The organism is Rhodococcus sp. 15-725-2-2b, assembly GCF_002259075.1.
In the GTDB taxonomy this organism is placed as follows: domain Bacteria; phylum Actinomycetota; class Actinomycetes; order Mycobacteriales; family Mycobacteriaceae; genus Rhodococcoides.
Genome location: NZ_NPFL01000017.1, coordinates 141210 through 160619, shown reverse-complemented (window position 1 = coordinate 160619; position 19410 = coordinate 141210). Strand labels below are relative to the sequence as shown.

Sequence of the window (19410 nt, the reverse complement as noted above, 5' to 3'; positions counted from 1 at the left end):
TTGCCGAACGGTGAACATCTCGCGTCCTCGCGTTCACGATCGACGATCGGCGGCTCCATGCGCAGCGTGACTGGCGAGATCTCGACGTCTCCGTAGACTTTTCGGGTGTCCGTATCAACCTTCCTGTCCGCATCGTCCCTTCCCGACCCGTCGCTGTTGCGAGATCTCGACACCCGAGCTTTCGAGTTGACGGAGACCGGACGCGACTGGTTGGTCGATCGTCCGCTGCAGGCTCTGGGCTATCTGGTCCTCGCCATCGTGCTGCGACTGGTCCTGCACAAACTGATCGACCGATTCACCCGCAACAACGTCGGGAAGTCTCCGATGCTGTTGCGTCCGCTCCGCGACCGGTCGTCGAGCACCGTCAAGGGCGCGATTCTCAACGAGCGTCGCAAACAACGGGCCAACACGATCGGCTCGGTGCTCAAGTCGGCGGTCTCGGTCATGATTCTCACGTGGTTCGTGCTCTCGGTGCTCGATGTGGCGGGGGTCAATGTCGCTCCGTTCATCGCCTCGGCGGGCATCGTCGGTGTCGCCTTGGGCTTCGGTGCCCAGAACCTGGTTCGAGACTTTCTGTCGGGCATCTTCATGCTTCTCGAGGACCAGTACGGGGTGGGTGACGTCGTCGACCTCGGTGAAGCGACCGGCACCGTCGAGAGCGTGGGGCTACGCGTCACGACGATCAGGGATGTCAACGGCACGGTTTGGTACTGCCGCAACGGCGAGGTGTTGCGCGTGGGCAACATGAGTCAGGGTTTCGCGGTCGCCGTTCTCGATCTGCCCGTGTCCCACACGGCCAACATCGACGAGGCCCGCGCAGTCGCCGAACGCACCACGCTGAAGGTGGTGGAGTCCAAAGACTTCGCCGACGACATTCTCGAACCGCCCGAGATGCTCGGGGTCAATGCGGTCAGCGCCGACACGGTCACCATCCGCATCACGATCAAGACCCGCCCGGGCCGCCAGTGGGCCGTGCAGCGCCGACTCCACCAGGAGATACTCCAGGCATTCGACGATGCCGACATCAAGGCACCGTACGCACTGGGTCGCCCGGGTGGGGTCGTGGCCGAGCGCGGCAACTGAACAGACCATGATGGTGAGCGACGCCGACCAGGAACGAACAGAGAGAGTGTGATGACCGAACCGCAGCAGACGTTCTACGACGCGGTAGGCGGTGCCGAGACGTTCCGGTCACTCACGGCGAAATTCTACGAGGAAGTCGCCAAGGACGAGATTGTGCGCCCGTTGTACCCGGAGGAGGATCTGGCACCGGCCGAACGGCGGATGCGGATGTTCCTCGAACAGTACTGGGGCGGTCCGCGGACGTATTCCGACGAGCGCGGCCATCCTCGATTGCGGATGCGACACAACCCGTTTCGGATCGGACCGATGGAGCGAGACGCGTGGCTTCGCTGCATGCACATCGCGATCGCGTCGATCGACCCGAAGGTCATGGACTCCGCGCACCGAGCACAGCTGATCGACTACATGGAGATGGCCGCCAATTCGATGATGAACTCGGCGATCTGACGGCGGCAGCGCAGCGGGTTACAGCGATCCGACCCGCTGCGGGCTCTTGCCGCCGGCAGCGGCCCTGAGGTTGCCCATGCGGGCGCGAACGGAACCGGCCACCTTGAGTGCGAAACTCACGGGTGCCGGCAGATGCTGGCGCAGAATGGCGTGCTTGCGTACGTAGTTCTCGACGTGCCACTCCGACCAGGTGCCCGCACGGAACAGTGCAGCATCACCCGGGAGCAGGGTGCGCGGTGCGTGGTCGTCACTGGACACGGTCACCGAACCGTCCATGATGTGCACGATCTCGTCGACGGCGAAGTACCAACGGAAACGTCCCGCAGTGCAGTCCCATACGTTGGTGGTGGTAGTGCCGTCGATGCTCTTCGACCACTCGGCGAGGCGCGCCTGCGGGTTTCCTTCGAGAATCCAGGTGGGTTCGATGGGGCTGTCGTCGAGTGCGATGTCGCCGAGTCGTACGGCTTCGATGGTCGAAGTGATCATGGTTTCCGTCGCGTCCTCACCGTCGGGCGCGGCTTCCGCCGCTACTGGTTGCCAGAGCAGAAACATACAACACTTTCTCAACGAAACGGCACGAGTCGGTCATGTGAATGAGCACAAAGCTTTACTGTTCGTTGACCTGACTTCATGCCTCCCGCTGTGCCCCAACGCCCCTGAATCGTTCCGCGGCCGATCGTTTGGCACTATTGCCCCTTGTGACCGATCCGATCGAAAGCTCCGAGCTGCTGTGGTGGCAGGACGCCGTCTTCTACCAGATCTATCCCCGGTCGTTCGCGGACTCCAACGGTGACGGCATCGGTGACCTCGACGGAATTCGGGACAAGCTCGGCTACCTCGAACTGCTTGGTATCGACGCCGTCTGGATCGGCCCCATCACGCGGTCGCCCATGGCCGATCACGGGTACGACGTGTCCGATCCTCGCGACATCGACCCCTTGTTCGGCAACCTGGAGATCTTCGACGCGTTGGTCGACGAGGCTCATGCGCGCGACATCAAGGTCACGATGGATCTGGTGCCCAATCACACCAGCAGCGAGCACCCGTGGTTCAGATCGGCCCTGACAGCTGCGCGCGGTAGTGCCGAACGAGCCCGCTACATCTTTCGAGACGGACGCGGTGACGACGGTTCGCAGCCACCGAACAACTGGCCGAGCATCTTCGGTGGCCCGGCCTGGACCCGCATCACCGAGCCCGACGGGTCACCCGGCCAGTGGTACCTGCACATCTTCGCGCCCGAGCAGCCGGATCTGAACTGGGACAATCCCGAGGTGTTCGAGGACTTCGCGCGCACCCTGCGATTCTGGCTCTCCCGCGGCGTCGACGGCTTCCGACTCGACGTGGCGCACGGTATGGCCAAACCGGTGGACCTGGCCGACATGAGTCTCGAACTGAACGCGTTGATGAAGAACGACGACGACGATCCCCGATTCAACAACCCTCGCGTCCACGAGCTGCATCGACGCATCAGAGCCGTCATGGACGAATTCCCCGACGCGGTGACCGTGGGCGAGATCTGGGTGCAGGACAACGTGCGGTTCTCCGAATACATCCGGCCCGACGAGCTGCACCTGGGCTTCAACTTCCGGCTGGCCAGTGTCGATTTCGATGCGTCGACCATCCGCGACGCCATCTCCAATTCCCTCGCCGCTGTCGAACTGGTTGCCGGAACTCCCACGTGGACATTGTCGAACCACGACGTCGAGCGCGAGGTCACCCGGTACGGCGGTGGGGACCGGGGTCGGGCGCGCTCCCGCGCCATGATTCTCGTCGAATTGGCCCTTCCCGGAACAATTTTCGTGTACAACGGTGCCGAGCTCGGGTTGCCCAACGTGCAACTGCCCGACAGCGCGTTGCAGGATCCGGTGTGGGAGCGATCCGGGCATGCCGAACGTGGCCGAGACGGCTGTCGGGTGCCTATGCCCTGGGAGGGACACTCACCGCCCTTCGGATTCTCCTCCACGGATCGAACCTGGTTGCCGATGCCGCCGGAGTGGGACGGGTACACCGCCGAGGCGCAACTCGAGGACGTCGATTCGATGCTGAGCCTCTACCGGACGGCCTTCGAACTGCGGGCGCTGCGTCCGGAATTCACCGGCACCGGAATCGATTGGTACGGATCACCTCCCGGCTGCCTGGCGTTTCGCCGAAGCGGCGGCCTGATCTGTGCCCTGAACGCCTCGGAGGAGTCGATCCCGCTGCCTCCCGGCGAGTTGCTGCTGGCCAGTGCCCCGCTGGTGGACGGCAAACTTCCGGCGAACGCTGCTGCGTGGCTCGTCTAACGCTCGACGGTGAGCGACAACTGCTGCCCGGCCCGACGAGCGAAGATCGACCCGTAGCGGGCATCGAGGCGTAGCCACACCTTCGACACGCGCACCCGAACGACCTCGTCGGGTGCGATTCGATCCGGGTCGATGTCGACGGTCAACGGATCGCTGCCACTGTGCGGAACGAAACCCATTGCGGTGAGGGCGAACACCGTCCGCATGGAGATCGACACGTCGTCGGCGTCACCGGCGACGTGGAGAACTTCCTGTTCGAGCAACGAACTCGGCGGGCCGTGGCTGCTGCCGTGCTCCTTGGCCAGTGCGACGCCGCGTTGCGCGAGCCCCACGAGCACCCTGGCGGGCACATCGTCGAGATGGTCGAATCCGCCGTCCGGCGGCAGGGCACCGCGCCACGCGGAATCCATCGAGAACCCCGGGTCGATCACACCGTCGACCGCCTGCGCCGCCGCCGCAACCAACACGTCGGCACCGGCACTGGTGTCGTCGGGCACCACGGTTCCGGTGATCACCCGCGCTGCCAGCGCATCGAAACCCGTTGCTGCCCAACACGAAACACCGCCACCCGCTCGGGTCCGCATACGGATCACCGCAGCTTCGTCCAGACGCAGCGCCCTGCTGCAGAACGTCGCGAGGTTCTCCCGCTCGACCGCGTCGGGAACGGTCAGTACGCGCTCATACACGCTGCCAGCTCATCAAGAACTCGCGCTCGGTCGGGGTGAGTCGACGCAACCGCTGCGCATCGATGTCGAACGCCGCGATCTGCGTCGAGGCCACGACGGCGGCAGGGGTGTCCAGCGAGGCACCCCTGGCCCGCACCTCGTAACCGACGACGAAGTCCACCGCCCGCACCGCATCGATCCACATGAAGACATCGAGGGGACCGTCCTCGTGCCGGAGCTGGCCTCGATACTTCACGTGCAGATCCGCGATCACCGCTCCGTGACGCAGGTTCGCCGTGGGCCTCCCGTCCACCAACAGCCACGGAATGCGGGCCTCTTCGAGGAGAGTGACCATCCGGGCATGGTTGATGTGTTGGTACACATCCATGTCCGACCACCGCACGTCCACGGTGGCATGGAAGCCCACTCGCGCGGTTGCAGGTCGCTGGTCGGACAGATGGGCGTCGGGCACACTCACGTGGTCAATCCCTCTTCTCGGTCGAGTGTCGTCGTTTTCGGCAGTTGCGACGTGGTGCGGAAGGTCATGACACCGTGTCGATCACGGCACCATGTCGGTCACGGCACCATGTTGCGCACCTGTCGGGCAGCGACCGACAGGGTGGCCAGGTCGAGGGTTCCCGACTCGGCGATCTCGGTCAATGCCGCGCGAGACCTCGCGAGCCGGGACGAGTTGGTCGACTCCCATTCCGCGATCTTCTCCGCTACCGACTCCTCCGGCTCGCCGCCGGCCAGTACGGCCTGCGTGATTCCCCGGAGAGAGGAGTACAGGTCGTCGCGAAGGGCCAAGCGCGCCAACGAGTGCCAGCGATCTCCACGAGCCAGCTTGGAGACGGCAGTGAGCAACCAGTCGATACCGATGTGCGCGTCCAGGGCGAAATAGAGCTCGGCGACCTCGGCTCCGTCCCGATCCACGATGTCGGCGATGTCGATGATGTCGAGCAGGCAGTACACGTCGAGCAACCCGTAGATCCGACGAGCCAGGTCGGCCGGCGCGCCGCGTTCGATCGCCGCAGCCGATCGCGAGTCCAGGTCGCTGGCTTGATGCCCGGAGATCCACGTCGACACCGACGGTTGCAGTGCCCGCACCTGGCCGGCGTACCGGCTGATCTCGGCTCCGACGGCCAGCGGCTGGGGACGGTTGGCGAGCAGCCACCGCGAGACGCGGTCGAGCATGCGGCGCGACTCGAGCAACAGTTCGGCCGAGACCGCTGTCGGCACGTCCGCGGCCCTGATCGAGTTCCACACCTCGTCGAGTCCGAATATCTCGGTGGCGGCCGCGAACGCGCGAATGGCATCGGTGCCTGCCGCACCCGAATCCTCGGTCAATCTGTAGGGGAACGTGATGCCGCCGCAGTCGATGGCCTCGTTGGCCAGCGTCGTGGCCACCAGCTGCCGCCGGAGCGGATGTGCGGTGATCGCGTCGGCATACGGCTCGCGCAGCGGCTCGGGGAAGTACTTGGGTAGCCGCGGAGCGAAGACGTCGCTGTCGGGGAGTTCGCTGTCGAGCAACTCCGCTTCCAACGCCAACTTCACGTGAGCCATCAACGTCGCCAGTTCCGGCGAGGTCAATCCTCGGCCGTCCTGCTTGCGTCGACGCAGGTCCGCCTCGGTCGGTAGCGCCTCGAGCTCTCGGTCGAGTCCGCGGCGCACTTCCAGGTCCTCGATCACCCGACTGTGCACCGTGACCAGGCTCGGTGCGTCGAACCTCGATGTGCCGAGCAGCTCGTTCTGCATGATGTTGTCCCACAACACCAATCTGCCCACCTCGTCGGTCATGGACGCGAGCAGCTCGTCTCGATCCTCGCGCGCCAGGTTGCCGTTGGTGATGGCCGTTTCCAACAGGATCTTGATGTTGACCTCGTGATCGGAGCAGTCGACACCCGCCGAGTTGTCCACGGCGTCGGTGTTGATCTTGCCTCCGGCAGCGGCGTATTCGATGCGGCCCAGGGCGGTGGCTCCGAGGTTGCCGCCCTCCCCCACCACTGCGGCGCGGACGTCGATTCCGTCGACCCTGACCATGTCGTTGGCCTTGTCGCCGACCTCGGCATTGGTCTCGGTCGATGCCTTGATGTACGTGCCGATTCCGCCGTTCCACAGCAGATCGGCCGGAGCCCGAAGGATTGCGTTCACCAGCTCCGGCGGAGACAGCGCGTCCACGGAATCGCCCAGCCCCAAGGCGGCACGTGCAGCCGCACTGATCGGGACGGACTTGCGGGTCCGTTCCCACACTCCACCGCCCGCACTGATGAGCGAGGTGTCGTAGTCCGCCCACGACGACCGCGGCAGTGCGAACAACCGCTCCCGCTCGGCGAACGAGGACTCACGCTCGGGGTCGGGATCGAGAAAGATGTGCCGGTGATCGAACGCGGCGAGCAGGCGAATGTGCCGGCTGAGCAACATGCCGTTGCCGAACACGTCCCCGCTCATGTCGCCGACACCGACGACGGTGAAATCCTGGCTCTGCGTGTCGATTCCGAGCTCGCGGAAGTGGCGTTTGACGCTCTCCCACGCACCCTTGGCGGTGATGCCCATGGCTTTGTGGTCGTAGCCGGCCGAACCACCGGAGGCGAAGGCGTCGCCGAGCCAGAAGCCGTACTTCGCGGCCACGTCGTTGGCCATGTCGGAGAACGTCGCGGTGCCCTTGTCCGCGGCAACGACCAGGTAGGTGTCGTCTCCGTCGCGGCGTACGACGCCGGTGGGAACCGTCACCGTTCCGGTGGCACGGTCGAGATTGTCGGTGATGTCGAGCAACCCGGCGATGAACAGCCGGTAGCAGGCCTTGCCTTCCTCGGCATGGGCCTGACGATCTCGATCGGCGTCACCGGTCACGACGGGGGGCCGCTTGACGACGAATCCGCCTTTGGCTCCGACCGGCACGATGACGGCGTTCTTGACCATCTGGGCTTTGGCGAGTCCGAGGATCTCGGTCCGGAAGTCCTCACGTCGATCCGACCAGCGCAGTCCGCCGCGAGCCACGGCCCCGAACCGCAGGTGCACACCTTCGACGCGGGGTGAGTACACGAAGATCTCGAACTTCGGCTTCGGCTTGGGCAATTCGGCGATCGACTGCGGGTCGAACTTGAGCGAGAGGTACTCGCGATGTTCGCCGTCGACTCCCACCACGAAGTAGTTGGTTCGCAAGGTCGCGCGAATCAGCTCGAACATGCTGCGCAGGATTCGGTCGGCATCGAGGCTGACGACCTCGTCGATCAGTTCCCCCAGCTGGGTACCGATCGACTGCGCGTTCTCCTCCGAGCTCGCCTCGGGATCGAACTGCGCCTCGAACAACCCGACCAACAGCCGAGCGGTGCGCGGATGCGTCAGCAGCACACCTTCGATGTTGAACTGACTGTAGGGAAAACCGGCCTGGCGCAGATACTTCGCGTAGGCGCGCAACACCACGGCCTGCCGCCAGTGCAGGCCCGCGCGCATGACCAGCTCGTTGAACCGGTCTGCCTCGGCAGCGCCGCTCCACACCGCCGCGAACGCGTCGGTGAACCGGTGCTGCACTCGGCTCTCACGATCGGCGGTGCCTGCCTCGGACAATTCCGCATCGATGTCACCGTCGATTGCCGAGCGCAGCATCTCGCGCGAGGCGGAGAGCCCGAAATCGTATATCCAGCAAGACATTCCGTCCGGCCGAACCACGGGGTACGGTCGTTCGTCGTCGACCTCGACGCCGAGGCTCTGCAGAATGGGCAGCACCTGCGACAGCGAGACGCCCGCGCCGCCGATGTACAACGAGAACCGCCAACTGCCAACGGCGGACTGCTCGTTGCGGTAGAGCTGCATGTCGATCGACTCGGCACCGAGCCCTTCGAGGCGCGCGATGTCGGTGACCGCCCGAGCCGGACTGAAATCCTGCTTGTAGGCCTCGGGGAACGCCTCGGTGTACCGCTGAATCCGCAGCGGGTCGACCGTACGGTCGAGCGAGACTGCGTCGCCGAGGGAATCCTCCCAGGTTCTGGTGGTCTCGGTCAGCGCCGCCTCGATCCGGGTGATGTCCTCGGCGTCGAGCTCCGTCGACGCCGTTCCCGGTGCGCGACGGACGGTCACGTGCAACAGCGCCAGGTCCGATTCCGTCACGCGCGCTGTGTAGTCGAGAGAGGTACCGCCGAGTTCGCGGAGCAACCGATCCTGGATGGCGAGGCGCACACGGGTGGTGTAGCGATCGCGCGGCAGGTACACCAGGGCGGAGACGAAGGAGCCGCTGGCGTCGGGCCGGACGAACAGTTTGACCTTGCGCCGACGGCCAAGTGCCAGAACAGCACTCGCGGTCTCGAACAGCCAGGCCGCAGAGGTGGCGAACAGCTCCGAGCGCGGCATCGACTGCAGCACTTCGAGCATCGCCTGACCGGAGAACGACCCGAGATCGTGGCCTGCGCGGGCGATCACCGATCGAACCCGACGCTCGATCACCGGAATGTCGAGCACGTTCTCGTGCAGCGCCGTGACGGTGAAGACGCCGACGAAGCGGTGCTCGGCGGAGTTCTCGTTGTCGAGAACACTCACGAAGTAGGGGTAGACCGCGCGGTGCACCGTGGCCGGACTCGCACCCTGCGTCAGGGTCACCAGATCGCGCTGACCGAGGGGTTCCGAGCCGTCCACCTCGTGCGCCGCGTCGCGCAGGACACCGAGACTGCTCGACTCGTCGCCGGTGGCCGTCCGTGCGCCGTCGACTCCGTCGATCCGGTAGCGGCGGTAGCCGAGGAGCGTGTAATGGCCGTCGCCCAGCCAACGCAGCAACGCGGCGGCGTCGCGATGATCGACGGCGATGTCGGACTCCGGATCACCGGCCCGCTGGGCCGCTCCGTCGAGCAGATCGGCGACTTCGGCCTGCACCCGACGCATTCGATCGGTGTCGCCGACCACTTGACGCACGTCGGCCAACACCCGGCTCGCCTCCGACTCGACGCGGGCGAGCGCGTCCTCGGACGTGGCGGGATGCAGCTGAACGTGAATCCAGGATTCGCGTCGACCGTCGGCGGTCAGGCCCGTCAGCTTGCCGTCGGCGTCGCGGGCCACCGAGAGGATGGGATGAACCACGTCGGTGTACTCGATGCCGAGTCGGGAGAGCAGCGAGATGACCGATTCGACGAGGAGCGGCATGTCGTCGGTGACGATCTGCAGGTAGCTGCCCGCGGCCCGATGTGCGGCAGAACTCGACTCACTCGGTCGGTGAACCGCCACGTTCGCGGTCTCGGGACGCCGCTGCGCGGCCAACCGGACGTGCCGATGAAAGGACGTGGTGTCGGGGCTGTGCGCGGACGCTCCGACGGCCGTCGTGTCCACGTGCTCGAAGTACTCGGCACGCAGGGTCGCCAGCTCGGCCAGGAGTCGGTCGTCGAGCCCGTCGGCCCAATCGTTGTCGGGCAGGTCCAGCGAGCGTGGCATGGTGTTCGAGTACTCCCTCGTGAGGATTTTCCCGACGCCCGCCGATCGCCGGTCGTCGATGACTACTCGACCTTAGTGTCGAACACCCCGTTACCGCAGTGACCTCGCAGACCCAGCGCGTGGCGAACTGCGCGACGGCTCTATTCGACGTGCAGGTACTCGGTGAGCAGTCCCCGCTCGTGCTCGTCCAGAGGACGCGACGACGAGGTGGCGAGATCGAACGCGACCATCGTCGACTCGGCATCCGCGCACACTGTTCCGTCGCGGTCGGTCACCACGTGCCGGACGCCGTAGGAGGTGGTCCCGATACGCGTGACCCACAGCTCGATCGTCAACGGTCCGGAGTCGTCGAGAATCGGGTGCAGAAAATCGGTGACGAGCTTTCGGACCACGGCCGCACCCCGTTGCTTCGAGCCTCCCAGGACCGCGTTCAGAAACTGAACGCGGCCTTCCTGGAGGTATTCGACGAAGCGGGTGTTGTTGACGTGGCCGAGGCGATCGGAATCTCCCCACCGCACCTGAAGCGTGCAGGTGAAGGTCTTTCCCGCCACGTCAGTCCCTGGTCAGCTTCCGGTGTGTGACGCGATGCGGACGGGCCGCGTCGGGTCCGAGGCGTTCGACCTTGTTGGCCTCGTAGCCCTCGAAGTTGCCCTCGTACCAGTACCACGCGGCCTCGTTGTCGCCGAAGCCACCTTCCCACGCCAGGATGTGCGTGCAGGTGCGGTCCAGGAACCACCGGTCGTGCGAGATGACCACGGCGCAACCGGGGAATTCCTCGAGCGCGTTCTCGAGCGATCCGAGTGTTTCGACGTCGAGGTCGTTGGTCGGTTCGTCGAGCAGGATCAGGTTGCCGCCCTGCTTGAGTGTCATCGCCAGGTTCAGACGGTTGCGCTCACCACCGGACAGAACTCCTGCAGGCTTCTGCTGATCGTGACCCTTGAACCCGAACGAACTGATGTACGCGCGGGACGGGAACTCGGAGTTGCCGACGGTGATGAAGTCGAGGCCGTCGGAGACCGTCTCCCACACCGTCTTCTTCGAGTCGATGCCCGACCGGTTCTGGTCGACGTAGCTGAGTTTGACCGTCTGTCCGATCTTGACCTCACCGCCGTCCGGCTCCTCGAGCCCGACGATCGTCTTGAACAGCGTCGTCTTACCGACACCGTTGGGGCCGATGACGCCGACGATGCCGTTGCGGGGCAACGTGAACGAGAGATCCTTGATCAGTACGCGGCCGTCGAAGCCCTTGTCCAGGCTCTTGACCTCCACCACGACGTCGCCGAGGCGCGGCGGGTTGGGGATCTGGATCTCGTCGAAGTCGAGCTTCCTGGTCTTCTCGGCCTCGGCCACCATCTCGTCGTAACGAGCCAGACGAGACTTGCTCTTGGCCTGACGCGCCTTTGCACCGGAGCGAACCCAGGCGAGCTCGTCCTTGAGGCGCTTCTGCAGCTTCTGGTCCTTCTTGCCCGATACCTCGAGGCGTTCGGCCTTCTTCTCCAGGTACGTGGAGTAGTTGCCCTCGTACGGGTACAGGTGTCCGCGGTCGACCTCGGCGATCCACTGCGCCACGTGGTCGAGGAAGTACCGGTCGTGTGTGACGGCGAGAATTGCACCCGAGTACGCGGCCAGGTGCTGCTCGAGCCAGAGCACGCTCTCGGCGTCGAGGTGGTTGGTCGGCTCGTCGAGCAGCAACAGGTCCGGCTTGCTCAGCAGCAGCTTGCACAGCGCCACGCGGCGCTTCTCACCACCGGAGAGGTTGGTGACGGGCGACTCGGGCGGCGGGCAGCGCAGCGCGTCCATCGCCTGTTCGAGCTGTGAGTCGATCTCCCAGGCATCGGCGTGGTCGAGCTTTTCCTGCAGCTCGCCCATCTCTTCCATCAGCTCGTCGGAGTAGTCGGTGGCCATCAGCTCGGCGATCTCGTTGTACCGCTTGAGCTGGACCATCGTCTCGCCGAGGCCGTCCTCGACGTTCTCACGAACGGTCTTGGTGTCGTCGAGGACCGGTTCCTGCATGAGGATGCCGACCGAGGCACCGGGAGCGAGGAACGCCTCACCGTTTCCGGGCTGATCGATTCCCGCCATGATCTTGAGGATGCTGGACTTACCGGCGCCGTTGGGGCCGACGACGCCGATCTTCGCTCCCGGATAGAAGCTCATCGTCACGTCGTCGAGGATGACTTTGTCGCCGTGCGCCTTGCGCACCTTCTTCATGGTGTAAATGAATTCAGCCATGACGCCCAGCTTATCGGTGCGAGCGAGTCTCCGGCACCACCGCCCGAGGGCGCAGCCGCCGTCCACACCCGATCGTAGGTTCCGATGCAGCGCGGACGGCGGGTCCCGGGTCTGCGTCAGGCCGGAACGGACTCGCGCACGTCGTCGTCGATGCGGTCGTGATCGCGATCCTCATCCGCGTCCACGGGTTCGGTCGCTCCCGGATCGCCGTCCGTCGCAGCGTCGGATGCCACCGCTCGGGTCCGGTGGATCGAGACGTTGCAGCGCGCGAGATCCGGTCCGACGGCACTGGCCCGCATCTCGAGATCCGCGCGTTCGACTCCGTCACGATTGGTGTACTCGTTGGTGCGTAGCTGTCCGTAGGCGATGATCGGGTCGCCCTTCATCAGCGACGCCCCGACGCCGCGCACCAGGCGACGCCAGCACGTGACCGTCAGGTAGAGGGTTCCACCGTCGGTCCATTCGCCGGTGTTGCGGTCCTGCCGTCGGGCGTTGCTGGCCATCCGGAAGCTGAGGACCTCGTCGCCGGTGGGCGTGGAGCGCTTGACGGGATTGGTGATGACCGTGCCGACCACGGCGCATTGTGCTTCGTACATGCTGTCTTCCCCTCGATCGATGTCGCGTGATTGCGATCGAGTTCGAGACTGCTACGCGGAGAACGTCTGCGGTGAACGAGTCGGCGAAATGTGGACAACTGCCCGGTCTGTGGATGAACGGCCGGAATCGGGGTCCGCGCGAGCCGAGAATGTCGGGGAGGTGTGCTAGTCGGGAATTTCGGCGTACATGTGGCCGTCGAGCACGGGAACCACGCGGCCCGCAGTGAGCGAAGCAACAAGCGCCGCAGTCGAATCGGCGTCCGGCACCGCGACGGTCAGTACCGCGCACGCACCGTAGGAGGTGCCGACCACCAGGACTCCGTGCCCCCGCAGTTCCGATTCCACCCGGCCGACCTCGGCGTGATCGAGTTCGAGCGTCATGATCTCGCGTCGCTCCCGGGTCAGGAACGTCGCTCCGGACAGGGCCTCGGTCACCGCGCCGCCGTAGGCACGCGCCAGTCCGCCGGTGCCCAGCTTGGTTCCGCCGAAGTATCTGCTGACGACCGCGACGACGTTGGTCAGGTGATGGCCGCGGAGCACGTCGAGCATCGGTGTACCTGCCGTGCCACCGGGTTCACCGTCGTCGTTGGACCGCTCGACTCGTTGTGCCTCACCCGCGGTGTCGACGCGCAGGTCGGTGGACGACGCGTCCACGATGAACGCCGAACAATGATGTCCGGCAGCAGGATCGGCCTTGCGAGCTGCGGCGATCACCGCCCGCGCCTCCGCTTCGGTGCTCGCGCGATCGACGACGGCGACGAACCTGGACTTCTTGACGTCGGTCTCGCACTCGACTCGGCTCGCGATGGTGCGCAGTGGGGTCACCCGGTCACTCTCATGCAGCCACACTGTCCACGACATCGTCTGCGGCACGGACCAATTGGGCGTACATGCCGTCGTTCTCGAGCAGGGACTCGTGGGTTCCGACCTCGCGAACGACGCCGTGGTCGAGTACTGCGATGCGGTCCGCGGAGCGCACCGTGGACAGTCGATGCGCGATGAGGATGGTCGTTCGCCCCTCCATCAGGCCGTCGAGCGCGGTTTGCACTGCGCGTTCGGTGCGATTGTCCAGAGCACTGGTCGCTTCGTCGAGCACCAGGATCGGCGGGTTGCGCAGCACCGTTCTGGCGATCGCGATGCGCTGCTTCTCACCGCCCGAGAAGCGGTACCCGCGCTCGCCGACCATGGTGTCGTAGCCGTCGTCGAGGCCGTCGATGAAGTCGTGGATCTGCGCCGTGCGAGCCGCCGCGACGATCTCCTCGTCGGTGGCGTCGGGTTTGGCGAATCGCAGGTTCTCTCGAATGGTGGCGTGGAACAGGTACGTCTCCTGGGAGACGACGCCGACCAGGTCCGCGATCGTCTCCGACGCGAGCTCCCGCAGATCGATGCCGTCGATGGTCACCGTTCCGGCCGTCGGATCGTGTAGCCGCGCAACGAGATAGCCCAGGGTCGTCTTACCGGATCCGGTGGCACCGACCAGGGCGAGAGTGCTTCCGGCCGGGACCGCGAGGTCGATAACGCTCAAGGTCGGAACCGTTGCCGCGGCGTAGGTGAAGTCGACACCGCGGAAGGCGACGTCGCCGCGGACGGTCTCCCGGGGCAGTGCCACCGGGTGGGCGGGCTCGGCCACGTCGATCGGTAGATCGAGGTACTCGAACACGCGACCGAACAGGGCGAGCGAGGCCTGTACCTCGACACCGGTGTTGAGCAACTGCATGGTGGGCCGGAACAACTGGGTCTGCAGAGCGGTGAACGCGACGAGGGTGCCGATCGTCAGCGCGCTCCCCTGCCCGATGGTGATGCCGGCGAACCAGTACACCAGTGCAGGCATGACGGCGAAGCTGATCTGGATGGTGGCCATTCGCCATTTTCCGGCCATCATCGCCGCGAGTTCGACGCCCGCGACCTCGTGGGACCGGGCGGCGAACTTGTCGGTCAGAGCCTGGGCGGAACCGGTGGTCTTGCCCAGCAGAATGCCGCTGACCGACAGTGATTCCTCGATCTGCACCGACAGGTCGCCGAGCAACTTCTGTCGTTTCGTGGAGATCTTGCGCCGCTCGTCGCCGATGCGGCGGGCGACGCGGACGAAGACCGGCAGGATGATCAACGAGAACGTGGCGAGCTTCCAGTCCAGCAGGAAGAGTGCGACCACCGTCGCGGCAACGGTCGTGGCGTTCTGCGCGATGGACGTGGCGGTGTTGGTGACCACCGATTGCATGCCGCCGATGTCGTTGGCGATACGTGATTGGACCTCGCCGGTGCGGGTGCGCGCGAAGAACCCGAGGGATTGGCGTTGCAGGTGCGAGTAGACCTGGACGCGAAGATCGTGCATGAGTCGTTGACCGACGCCGTTGGACATCCAGGTCTGTACGACGCCGAGAGTGTTGGTGGCGACTGCAACTGCGATCATGCCGAGTGCGATGAAGCTGACGAGCGTGACGTCGCGGTCGGGTATCGCATGATCGAGGAGTTCGCGAAGAAGCAAGGGGGACGCGAGCGCGATGATCGCGCTGACGACGATGATCGCGCTGACGGCGGCGATCTTGCGGCGGTAGGGCGTGAACAGAGCCAGGACTCGGCGCACGGGTGCTGGATCGGACGCGAGGAGAGAACGTTCGGGTCGGCTTTCCAAGTAGACCTCCGTGGTAGCTGAAGTGCGGGGTCACCGAAGTGATATGCAGAGGCTACCTCACTATGAGGTAACCGGCAACCGTCGCTATGATCCGTTGCATGGAAACCGGACACTCGCCCAACCTGAGCGATTCGTTCATGGCCGTTGCGCGGCGCATCCGACGCAGCCACATGGCTGCGTTGGAACCGTTCGGCCTCAATCCTTCGCAGAGCCGAGCCCTGCACGTGTTGGCGCGCGAGCCCGAGTCCGTGCGACTACGCGATTTGGCCGAACACCTGCGGATCGTGGCGCGGTCGGCCACCGACATCGTCGACTCCCTCGAGGCGGCGCGTCTGGTGACGCGGCAACAGGATCCGAGCGATCGGCGAGCCGTCCTGGTCGAGCTGACCGACACCGGCCGCGCGCTGCTGGACCGGATCGACGACGCACGCCGTCAGGTGTCCTCGGACATGTTCGATGGCCTGGAGCCTGCGGAACGCGTCGAGCTGAACCGACTGTTGAGCAAGATCGCCGAGACGGACTGACCCGAAGGCCGATCAGTGCTCGCCGGTTCGATCGCGTCGAGCGAGCTCGGCGAACATCGCATTGTGCGCGGCCAGATCGGCATCGTGATCGCGCTCGGCGGCGCGGTCACCACGCCTGGCATCCCGATCGTCGCTGCGGGACCACTGGATCAGCAGCGCCAGCATGACGAGCACCAGCGGAACCTCGCCGGTGGCCCAGGCGATACCGCCGCCGAGCTTCTGATCCCCGAGCAGATCGGAGTTCCAATCCAGCCCGAGCGTCCGGTAGAACCAGGCACCCATCACGGTGTTCATACTCATCAGCGCCACGCCGAAGAAGGCATGGAACGGCAGCGAACCGAACACGACTGCGAGTTTGGTGACCGGAGCGATCTTGCGCGGGGACGGATCGACACCGATGACGGTCCAGTAGAACAGGTAGCCGCTGAGCACGAAGTGCAGGTTCATCAGCAGGTGCGCGCCGTGACTGTCCAGTACCGCTCCGAAGATGCCACCGAGGTAGAGCACGTAGAAGCCGCCGACGAAGATCAGCGAGGCGACGAGCGGATGGGTCAGGAACTGCGAGATTCGACTGTGCAGTCCGAGCAACAGCCATTCACGAATCCCGGGAACGCCGTCCTTGCCCGCCGCGGGCAGCACCCGCAGTGCCAGCGTCAACGCACCACCGAGCGCGAGCAGGACCGGTGCCAGCATCGAGAGCATCATGTGACCGGTCATGTGCACGCTGAACACGGCCGTGGAGTAGCGACCGATTCCCGAGGACGTGCTGATCAGAAGCGTCAGGCAGCCCAGGACCCAGGCCACGGTACGGCCGACGGGCCACGCGTCGCCGCGCAGCCGCAGTCGACGAACGCCGATCAGGTACACCACGGCCATGACAATGGCAGCGGTGCCGAAGATCAGATCGAAGCGCCAGTCCAGCGCCATTCGCGCGAACGTCGGCGGGCCGCTGAGGTCGTATCCGAGTGCAGCCTCGGTCGGCGTGAGATCGGGGTCGATCTCGGCGGGAGGCGGTGTGCGGCCGAGCCCGACGGCCAGTCCGATGGTCGCCGCGAGGACCAGCACCTCGGCTCCGGCGAAGCGGAGCAGCGGCCCGCGGGCCGAGGGATCGGCGACCAGGGCCGGTAGTGCGCGGCGACGCTGCATCCAGCCGAAACCGCCCAGCACGATCAGGGCCACGATCTTGCCCACGATCAGCAGGCCGTAGGTGGTGGTGAACAGGTCGGAGATCGATACGCGAACCAACGCGTTGATGACGCCACTGATGCCCATCACCACGAAACAGACTCCGGCGATCGTGGAGAACCGGCGAGCCGCGACATCGGCATGCGCACCGTGCCTGCGAACGTGTGCCAGCAGCGCGAACAGTCCGCCCGCCCACAGCGACGCGGCTCCGAGGTGCAGGATCAAGCTGTTGGTGGCGATGTCGTGCGATCCGCCCGCCGAGGAGTGGCCGCTCAGCGCGATCGGGAGCAGCGTCGCCAGGGAGAACCCGAGCAGTGCGGGAGTCCAGGCCCACCGCAACACCGTGCGCGACGCGATGGCGAGCACAACGGCCATGATGGCGGTCCAACGCCAGGCGCTGGCGATCTCCACCTGGTCGAGTGCGACCCACAGGTTCGCCGGCTTGATGGCTTCGGTGAAGGGCTGCCCCGAGGTGTCGGAGAGTGTCAGCGGCACGAGGAGCAACGCGCAGACGGCCCAGACGATCGAGGCGACCGAACCGGTCCGCACGGCGCGGTACCCGTCGACGTCGAGCACGCCGTTCTTCTGCGGCGGTACGAGGAACGCGGCCAGCAGGAACGATCCGATGGCGATGACGGCGGCGATCTCGCCTATCGCCCGTAGGGCAGGTAGACCGTAGGTCGTGGCCGGGCCCGGGTCCGGTATTCCGAGCAACACCAGGGCGTCGGACGCGGAGAGCATCACGATGAGTGCGGCAACCACACCGGCGATGACGCCCGCGGTGACGAACACCGTGTTCGTGGCCGAACGCGGATCCACATCCGCCCGGACATCGTCCGCCTGCAGTTCGGCGGTCGAGGGTTCGGTCTTCTCGAGATCCGGTGTTGCCATACCACCAGAGTAAGAGGTGATCGGCGGTAGCCGAAACGCGAGTCCTACACAGCGTCGTACTTGTCAGTGCTCACGGCCTCGGTCGCGTCGTGGTGGATGCGTCCGCGTCGGGCGCGCAGCGGTTCACCGGTACCGCCCCAACGGTGGGCGATGATCTCCGCGGCGATCGATACCGCTGTCTCCTGCGGCGTCCGCGCCCCGAGGTCGAGCCCGATCGGACTGGCCAGACGAGTGAGTTCGGTCTCTGTCAGACCCGCCGCACGCAACCGAGCCGTGCGGTCGTCGTGTGTACGGCGTGATCCCATCGCGCCGACGAACGCCAGAGAGGGGATGCGCAACGCCACTTCGAGCAGCGGCACGTCGAACTTGGGGTCGTGCGTCAACACGCAGACGACGGTGCGTTCGTCCACCTCTCCCGCCGCGAACTGCTCGGACAGATAGTCGTGCGGCCACGCGACCACGACCTGCTCGGCGGCGGGGAACCGCTGCGGAGTCGCGAAGACTGCCCGTGCGTCGCAGACGGTGACGCGGTAGCCGAGAAATACGCCCTGCTGCGCCACCGCGGCAGCGAAGTCGATGGCTCCGAACACCAGCATCCGCGGCGGCGGAGCGTGGCTCGAGACGAACACCTCCATCCCCTCCCCTCGTCGCTGACCGTCGGGTCCGTAGGTCAGAACAGCCGAACGGCCCGCGGCGAGAAGCCCTTTCGCATCGTCGGCCACGGCGGCATCGGCCCGCGCGCTGCCCAGCGAGCCACGGGTGCCCGATTCTCCGACGACGATCCTTCGGCCGAGCCGTTCCGGATCGGAGTGTGCGACGACGGTGGCCACCGCCACGGGCACGTTGCCGCGAACGTCCGCGACGAGAGCCTCGAATTCGGGAAACGTGTGCCGAGAGATCCGCTGCACGAAGACGTCGAGCGTTCCGCCGCAGGTGAGTCCGACGGCAAAAGCGTCGTCGTCGGATATCCCGTATCGCGTGAGGACGGGCGCGCCGGAATCCATCACGTCCTGTGCGAGCTCGTACACCGCACCCTCGACACAACCGCCCGAGACCGATCCGGCAACGGCACCGTCCGAACCGACGACCATCGACGCACCGACCGGACGCGGAGCCGAGTCGAAGGTGCGAACCACCGTCGCGACCGCGGCCACGTCGCCGGACTGCCAGCTGTGCAGTACGTCGTCCAAGATGTCGTGCATCGAACCTCCTTCGGCACAGGTCGGAAGGATTCCGAGAACACCGGCTCCCCTCAGGATGCCAGCTCGCCCCGTGCCTGCTTCGACGGCACGGGCGGAAAGGTACACTCGTCAACCGTGCTCGAGCGGGTCCACCCCGCACGCGCCAGCCTCCGTAGCTCAGGGGATAGAGCAAGGGCCTTCTAATCCCTTGGTCGCAGGTTCGAATCCTGCCGGGGGCACACTCTGACCAGCACGAACACGTGACGCCTCGGCCCAC

General features: G+C 65.7%; 15 protein-coding genes and 1 tRNA gene. 5 read left to right on the top strand and 11 right to left on the bottom strand.

Going from position 1 to position 19410, the window contains the following annotated elements:
* The first annotated feature begins 123 nt into the window (after window positions 1–123).
* Together CH306_RS18830 and CH306_RS18825 are read left to right on the top strand one after the other, a co-directional pair.
* Window positions 124–1083 (top strand): mechanosensitive ion channel family protein, encoded by a 960-nt coding sequence (locus CH306_RS18830; protein WP_045199538.1) that lies wholly within the window; start codon window positions 124–126, stop codon window positions 1081–1083.
* A 51-nt stretch (window positions 1084–1134) separates the two neighbouring features.
* A complete protein-coding gene (locus CH306_RS18825; protein WP_032394607.1) occupies window positions 1135–1530 on the top strand; it encodes a globin in 396 nt (131 codons plus the stop codon).
* A gap of 18 nt (window positions 1531–1548) precedes the next feature.
* Here the strand turns inward: CH306_RS18825 and CH306_RS18820 are convergent, their stop codons facing one another.
* On the bottom strand, window positions 1549–2016 hold the full coding sequence (locus tag CH306_RS18820) for a cupin domain-containing protein (RefSeq protein ID WP_032394784.1): 468 nt from the start codon (window positions 2014–2016) through the stop codon (window positions 1549–1551).
* Between the two features lie 212 nt (window positions 2017–2228).
* On the opposite strand from CH306_RS18820, the gene CH306_RS18815 reads away from it, so the two are divergent.
* A complete protein-coding gene (locus tag CH306_RS18815) occupies window positions 2229–3812 on the top strand; it encodes a glycoside hydrolase family 13 protein (RefSeq protein WP_094647518.1) in 1584 nt (527 codons plus the stop codon).
* On the opposite strand, the gene CH306_RS18810 is transcribed toward CH306_RS18815, so the two are convergent.
* The 8 genes from CH306_RS18810 to CH306_RS18775 form a co-directional block, all read right to left on the bottom strand.
* The gene (locus CH306_RS18810; RefSeq protein ID WP_045194580.1) at window positions 3809–4498 is read right to left on the bottom strand and encodes a hypothetical protein; all 690 of its coding nucleotides are present in this window, start codon (window positions 4496–4498) and stop codon (window positions 3809–3811) included. The genes CH306_RS18815 and CH306_RS18810 overlap by 4 nt on opposite strands.
* Window positions 4491–4955 carry an acyl-CoA thioesterase gene (locus tag CH306_RS18805; RefSeq protein WP_052049348.1) on the bottom strand — a complete coding sequence of 155 codons (465 nt, stop codon included), beginning with the start codon at window positions 4953–4955 and terminating at the stop codon, window positions 4491–4493. Before CH306_RS18805 ends, CH306_RS18810 begins: the two co-directional genes overlap by 8 nt.
* Window positions 4956–5053: 98 nt before the next feature.
* Window positions 5054–9892: an NAD-glutamate dehydrogenase gene (locus tag CH306_RS18800; RefSeq protein WP_094647516.1), complete on the bottom strand. Its 4839-nt coding sequence runs from the start codon at window positions 9890–9892 to the stop codon at window positions 5054–5056.
* Window positions 9893–10032: 140 nt separating this feature from the next.
* Complete coding sequence (locus CH306_RS18795) at window positions 10033–10443, bottom strand: acyl-CoA thioesterase (RefSeq protein WP_094647514.1); 411 nt, start codon at window positions 10441–10443, stop codon at window positions 10033–10035.
* Window position 10444: 1 nt separating this feature from the next.
* Window positions 10445–12124 (bottom strand): energy-dependent translational throttle protein EttA, encoded by a 1680-nt coding sequence (ettA, locus tag CH306_RS18790; RefSeq protein ID WP_032394612.1) that lies wholly within the window; start codon window positions 12122–12124, stop codon window positions 10445–10447.
* Between the two features lie 116 nt (window positions 12125–12240).
* The gene (locus CH306_RS18785) at window positions 12241–12720 is read right to left on the bottom strand and encodes a single-stranded DNA-binding protein (protein ID WP_094631065.1); all 480 of its coding nucleotides are present in this window, start codon (window positions 12718–12720) and stop codon (window positions 12241–12243) included.
* Between the two features lie 165 nt (window positions 12721–12885).
* On the bottom strand, window positions 12886–13545 hold the full coding sequence (locus tag CH306_RS18780) for an IMPACT family protein (protein ID WP_256981208.1): 660 nt from the start codon (window positions 13543–13545) through the stop codon (window positions 12886–12888).
* Between the two features lie 10 nt (window positions 13546–13555).
* Window positions 13556–15304: an ABC transporter ATP-binding protein gene (locus tag CH306_RS18775; RefSeq protein WP_094647512.1), complete on the bottom strand. Its 1749-nt coding sequence runs from the start codon at window positions 15302–15304 to the stop codon at window positions 13556–13558.
* Window positions 15305–15450: 146 nt separating this feature from the next.
* Between CH306_RS18775 and CH306_RS18770 the strand changes: the two genes are divergently transcribed.
* Window positions 15451–15876, top strand: coding sequence for a MarR family winged helix-turn-helix transcriptional regulator (locus CH306_RS18770; RefSeq protein WP_256981207.1), 426 nt, complete (start codon window positions 15451–15453; stop codon window positions 15874–15876).
* Between the two features lie 12 nt (window positions 15877–15888).
* Here the strand turns inward: CH306_RS18770 and CH306_RS18765 are convergent, their stop codons facing one another.
* Window positions 15889–17952, bottom strand: a complete 2064-nt coding sequence (locus CH306_RS18765; protein WP_179272911.1) for a cytochrome c oxidase assembly protein — start codon at window positions 17950–17952, stop codon at window positions 15889–15891.
* 44 nt (window positions 17953–17996) lie between these two features.
* Entirely contained in the window at window positions 17997–19154 is a 1158-nt protein-coding gene (locus CH306_RS18760) for an XdhC family protein (RefSeq protein WP_094647775.1), read from the bottom strand.
* Window positions 19155–19299: 145 nt separating this feature from the next.
* Here CH306_RS18760 and CH306_RS18755 point away from each other — a divergent pair.
* Window positions 19300–19372 (top strand) — tRNA-Arg (locus CH306_RS18755).
* Window positions 19373–19410: the final 38 nt, after the last annotated feature.

Bases quoted from the DNA above. Each gene is read 5' to 3' on its own strand.
- CH306_RS18825 (WP_032394607.1), top strand. From the start codon at position 1,135: ATGACCGAACCGCAGCAGACGTTCTACGACGCGGTAGGCGGTGCCGAG.
- CH306_RS18820 (WP_032394784.1), bottom strand. From the start codon at position 2,016: ATGATCACTTCGACCATCGAAGCCGTACGACTCGGCGACATCGCACTC.
- CH306_RS18800 (WP_094647516.1), bottom strand. From the start codon at position 9,892: ATGCCACGCTCGCTGGACCTGCCCGACAACGATTGGGCCGACGGGCTC.
- ettA (WP_032394612.1), bottom strand. From the start codon at position 12,124: ATGGCTGAATTCATTTACACCATGAAGAAGGTGCGCAAGGCGCACGGC.
- CH306_RS18785 (WP_094631065.1), bottom strand. From the start codon at position 12,720: ATGTACGAAGCACAATGCGCCGTGGTCGGCACGGTCATCACCAATCCC.
- CH306_RS18770 (WP_256981207.1), top strand. From the start codon at position 15,451: ATGGAAACCGGACACTCGCCCAACCTGAGCGATTCGTTCATGGCCGTT.
- CH306_RS18765 (WP_179272911.1), bottom strand. From the start codon at position 17,952: ATGGCAACACCGGATCTCGAGAAGACCGAACCCTCGACCGCCGAACTG.
- CH306_RS18760 (WP_094647775.1), bottom strand. From the start codon at position 19,154: ATGCACGACATCTTGGACGACGTACTGCACAGCTGGCAGTCCGGCGAC.